Raw genomic sequence first — 4,089 nt, forward strand, 5'->3', positions numbered from 1 at the left:
TAAAAGATGCCTTCCAGATCTTTCGCAAGCAACCTTTTGCATTGCTCGCGCTGCTGTTTGTCATCAATATGATCAGCCAGATCCTGATGCAAATCCCGGTACTCGGTGTTGGGCTGTTCATTATTACCATGCCCATCGCCAGCCTGATTGTCGTCAGTGCCTGCCGAGACATCCAGAGCAAGCCGACAGGATTCAATCATCTTGATCCCAAAAGCTGGGTAGCCAGCCTGCAAAAACCCAAGGTCATTTCCCGCCTGGCATTTTCCGGTTTCATTTACGCCGCCCTCTTGCTGCTGCTTAGCGTCGTGCTGCTATACCCATTGCTGGATGAGCAGACCATCGCCCAGATCAGCAGCATCGTCTATGGCGTCCAGGACAGCGCCCAAGCTACCGCCGACACCCTGCCAGACGGCAGTTCGCTCGTCTTGCTGTTGGGCTGGGCGATCTTGCTGTTTGTCGTGACCCTCATGTTCTGGCACGTGCCTCAACTGATCGGCTGGGAAGATCTCACTATCGGCAAGGCCATTTTCTATTCTTTTGTCGCGTCCTGGCGCAACAAATCGGCGTTTCTGATGTATTTTCTAAGCTGGTTCCTGTTATTTGTCTTGCTGCAATTTATCGTCATACCCCTGTTGGTATTGCTGGGGCTGCCCGCCCTGCTGATTGCATTTGTAATGCAAGTGGTGCTAATGATCATGGTTGCGACCATTTACTGCGGGTTCTATTCCAGTTACGCCGCCATTTTCGGCACGGAAAGACCCACGGTGATGTAACAGGTCCGACGGGCATGCCAATGCGGCAGGCATGCTCTTGACGGACCTGATTGTTGCACCTATTACTGTCCCCAATGGTCAAAAGACGACAAAATAAATATAATCAGCAGGAATTTCACGTCGCTCTCAGTGGGCTTGCTGTCATTCAGACACCCGTCCTGTATCGCATGACCGCCTTGCCTGCGCCCCCGGGGCGCTGCGGGCTGCCACTGTCGGCAAGGCTTTATTAAAGGAAAATACATGTTCAGACCCATCGCTCTTGCCGCACTTGCCGTAAGTTCCCTGACTGCCTGCCAGAATATGGATGTGGCTGGCATGGTCGGCGCCGCTTCCTCCCTGTTTCAAGCGGCCACGGTTTCCGACGAACAAATTCAGGAACTGGCTGTCAGTTCCCAGCAACAACTCGATTCGCAGAACAGGATTGCCTCTGCAAACAGCAAATATGCCACCCGGCTTGCCAGAGTGACGCGTAATCTGACCAGCTATCAGGGCACGCCGTTGCAGTTCAAGGCCTATCTCAATCCCGAAGTCAATGCCTTTGCGCTGCCCAATGGCAGTATCCGCGTCTACGCCGGCCTGATGGACAAGATGACCGACAACGAACTGCTGTTTGTTCTGGGTCATGAGGTCGGGCACGTCATCGAAGGGCATTCCAAGGCCCAGGCACGGTCAAGCATGCTCACCCTGGCTGCGCAGCAGGCGGGCGCGGCCAGCGGCGTACCCATTCTGTCCACGCTTTCGGGTAGCCAGCTGGGCGCTCTTGCCAACGGTCTGGTCAATGCCCAGTATTCCCAATCGCATGAATACGCCGCAGATGCTTTCGGCCTGAAAGTGCTCAAGGAACAGGGGCATGACAAATCAGCTGCGGTGTCCGCCCTGCGCAAGCTCGAATCCCTGTCCCAAGGCAGCGCCAGCGTATTTTCCAGCCACCCCGATTCGGGCAGCCGGGCCGATCGCATCGAAGCAATGTAATCTGCGCCAGCGGGCGGGGCCGGTTCAGCAGTTCCTTCCCGTTCAGTCCTGCAGGTTCAACCCTCCGGGTCCGGTCTCTGTGATGCATCCCCTGCTGACGATACGCGCTTGAATGCCGTTTTTTGCTGCATCAGCGCGCATGCCTGAGCAATGAGCGCGGCGTTGGGTGAATACACCAACCGCTTGTTGGTAAATAGCAGCACTTCCCCAAAATTGACTGTTTTTTCCAGTGGCAAAATGCGTAACATGCTCTGCCGTTCAAAATATCGGGCAATCCCCTGCGGCATGGCTGCCACCAGATTTTCGCGCCCCAGCATGATTACGTTTGTCATTGTCGTGCTGGAGCGGATGGCAATGGTCGGGCTCGCCAGTCCGAACGAGTCGCACAGTTCGATCAGCTTTGCATTCGCATAGGTGCCCGCTTGCGGAAAAATCCAGGTACAGTCGTGCAGCTGTGCTGCGTCCAGTTTGAGCGTCTGCGCCAGGGGATGTTGCAATCCGCAAACCAGAACCATAGGTTCGTAATCCAGAATGATCCGATCAAAACCACTCAGATCGATCAGTTCCGTTCGGCGTCCTATTACTATATCAAGACGGCCGACACTAAGTTTTTCCAGCATGGGCTCAATAATGCCATCTTCAATGCTCACCTGCAAATCCGGCACCTGCGCAAGCAATGCGCTGAGCAAATCCGGTACGACCGACAATGTGGCCGACGGTAGTGCACCAATGGCAAGCGTGCGCTGCCCCTGATACTGGACCTGACTGAGTTCGGACTGTATACGCCGCGTCGCGTGCAGGACCTGACGGGCATATTCGATCATCAGACCACCGTAGGCGGTTGGCACTGTTCCCATTGCACTTCGTTCAAACAGGGCACAACCCACCTCCTGCTCGAGCTGGGACAAAACCTTGGACGCTGCCGGCTGGGTCATGTGCAACTGCACCGACGCCTTGTGCAGATTCTGCGTCTCGGCCAATGCAACAAGCAGATCAGCCTGGCGTTTTTTCAGGTGAAACATGGGGTTATGCCAAATTGGTTATACGGTGAGTCGATAAATGAATTTTACAGAGTAAAGGTAACTGTGGAACACTTGAGCGCATAATCATATCAGGAGACAATTTCATGCGTCCTTTCCTCAAGCGCGTTCTGACGTCGCTGCTGGCTTGCTGTATCGCCCCGGCAGCCATGGCAGCCACTGCATTACCACAACAGATTACCGTTATTGTTCCCTACGCGCCCGGTGGCGCCGTTGATGCGCTGACCCGGATTCTGGCCAAGCAGCTGGCCGCCGACGAAGGCATCAATCTTGTCGTCGAAAACAAGCCTGGCGCCGGCGGCTCGATTGCAGCCCAGCAGGCGATGCGCAGCAAGCCGGACGGACGCACGCTGCTAATGGGCACCTCCAATACTCATGGTATCAACAGCGTTGTCATACCAGATTTGAAATATGATCCCATCAAGGACTTTACAGCGGTCACCGATGTTGCCGAGAATATTGTCATTCTGGCTGCCAATAAGGACTTTCCAGCCAATACGCTGACCGAGGCCGTCGACCTTATCGGTCGGTCACCTGGTAAATACAGTTTTGGATCGCCCGGCGTCGGCAGCGTGCACGCACTGGCGATGGAAAAGTTTGCGCAAAAATTGGGGCTCAATATCACACATATCGCCTATAAGGGCGCCGGCCCCGCCATGATAGACACCGTCGCCGGAAATATTCCACTTGTGATGGCGGGCGTGGTGCCGGCCAAACCGTTTCTCTCTGACAAACGAATCAAAATCCTGGGTATCGCCAACCCCAGAGACGATATGTTCAGTGGGGTAGCTGAAGTGGCCCAGATGCAATATTTTTCTGATATTCAGAAAGATACCTCGGTGCAGTCATGGATTGGACTTTTCGCACCGGCCGGTCTTGCCCCCGATCTGGCCGACAGCCTACATGCGGCATTCGAAAAAGCAATCAAATCCAGCGCCTTTGCCAAAGAACTCACGCCACTGGGAATGGTTCCCAATATCTCCAGCCGCCAGGCGTTTGCCGATAAAGTCAGCGCCAACGTGCAGCACTGGCAAAAGGCTGCTTCATCAAACAAACCGGCCAAACAATAAGGCAAGACCAGCTATGACCAGACCAGTCAACTTTCTTATGTTCATTACAGACCAGCTGCGGGCCGATCATCTGGGCTGCTATGGCAATCGCGTGGTGCAGACGCCAAACATCGATGCCATTTCAAAAAAAGGTTTCCGGCTCGACACTCTGCAGGTGGCCACCCCCATCTGTAGGCCGACCCGCGCCAGCATGATGACCGGTCGTTATCCGTCGGTGCATGGAGCACGCCACAA

At 54.8% G+C, this 4,089-nt stretch carries 5 protein-coding genes; 4 read left to right on the forward strand and 1 reads right to left on the reverse strand.

What is annotated here, in order from left to right:
* Together ACTIKR_RS20290 and ACTIKR_RS20295 are read left to right on the forward strand one after the other, a co-directional pair.
* The coding region (locus ACTIKR_RS20290; RefSeq protein ID WP_442328861.1) for a BPSS1780 family membrane protein at positions 1–773 on the forward strand (773 nt) is incomplete at its 5' end.
* A 240-nt stretch (positions 774–1,013) separates the two neighbouring features.
* Positions 1,014–1,745, forward strand: a complete 732-nt coding sequence (locus ACTIKR_RS20295) for a M48 family metalloprotease (protein WP_193089005.1) — start codon at positions 1,014–1,016, stop codon at positions 1,743–1,745.
* Between the two features lie 56 nt (positions 1,746–1,801).
* Here the strand turns inward: ACTIKR_RS20295 and ACTIKR_RS20300 are convergent, their stop codons facing one another.
* Entirely contained in the window at positions 1,802–2,767 is a 966-nt protein-coding gene (locus tag ACTIKR_RS20300) for a LysR family transcriptional regulator (protein WP_193089004.1), read from the reverse strand.
* A gap of 104 nt (positions 2,768–2,871) precedes the next feature.
* Here ACTIKR_RS20300 and ACTIKR_RS20305 point away from each other — a divergent pair, with 104 nt between their 5' ends.
* Together ACTIKR_RS20305 and ACTIKR_RS20310 are read left to right on the forward strand one after the other, a co-directional pair.
* Entirely contained in the window at positions 2,872–3,855 is a 984-nt protein-coding gene (locus ACTIKR_RS20305) for a Bug family tripartite tricarboxylate transporter substrate binding protein (RefSeq protein WP_442328862.1), read from the forward strand.
* Between the two features lie 13 nt (positions 3,856–3,868).
* A partial coding sequence (locus ACTIKR_RS20310) for a sulfatase-like hydrolase/transferase (protein WP_442328863.1) occupies positions 3,869–4,089 on the forward strand: 221 nt, incomplete at its 3' end.

This window comes from Advenella sp., assembly GCF_052108595.1.
Classification (GTDB): domain Bacteria; phylum Pseudomonadota; class Gammaproteobacteria; order Burkholderiales; family Burkholderiaceae_B; genus Advenella.

Coding starts and splice junctions, on each gene's coding strand:
- ACTIKR_RS20295 (WP_193089005.1), top strand. CDS start 1,014: ATGTTCAGACCCATCGCTCTTGCCGCACTTGCCGTAAGTTCCCTGACT.
- ACTIKR_RS20300 (WP_193089004.1), bottom strand. CDS start 2,767: ATGTTTCACCTGAAAAAACGCCAGGCTGATCTGCTTGTTGCATTGGCC.
- ACTIKR_RS20305 (WP_442328862.1), top strand. CDS start 2,872: ATGCGTCCTTTCCTCAAGCGCGTTCTGACGTCGCTGCTGGCTTGCTGT.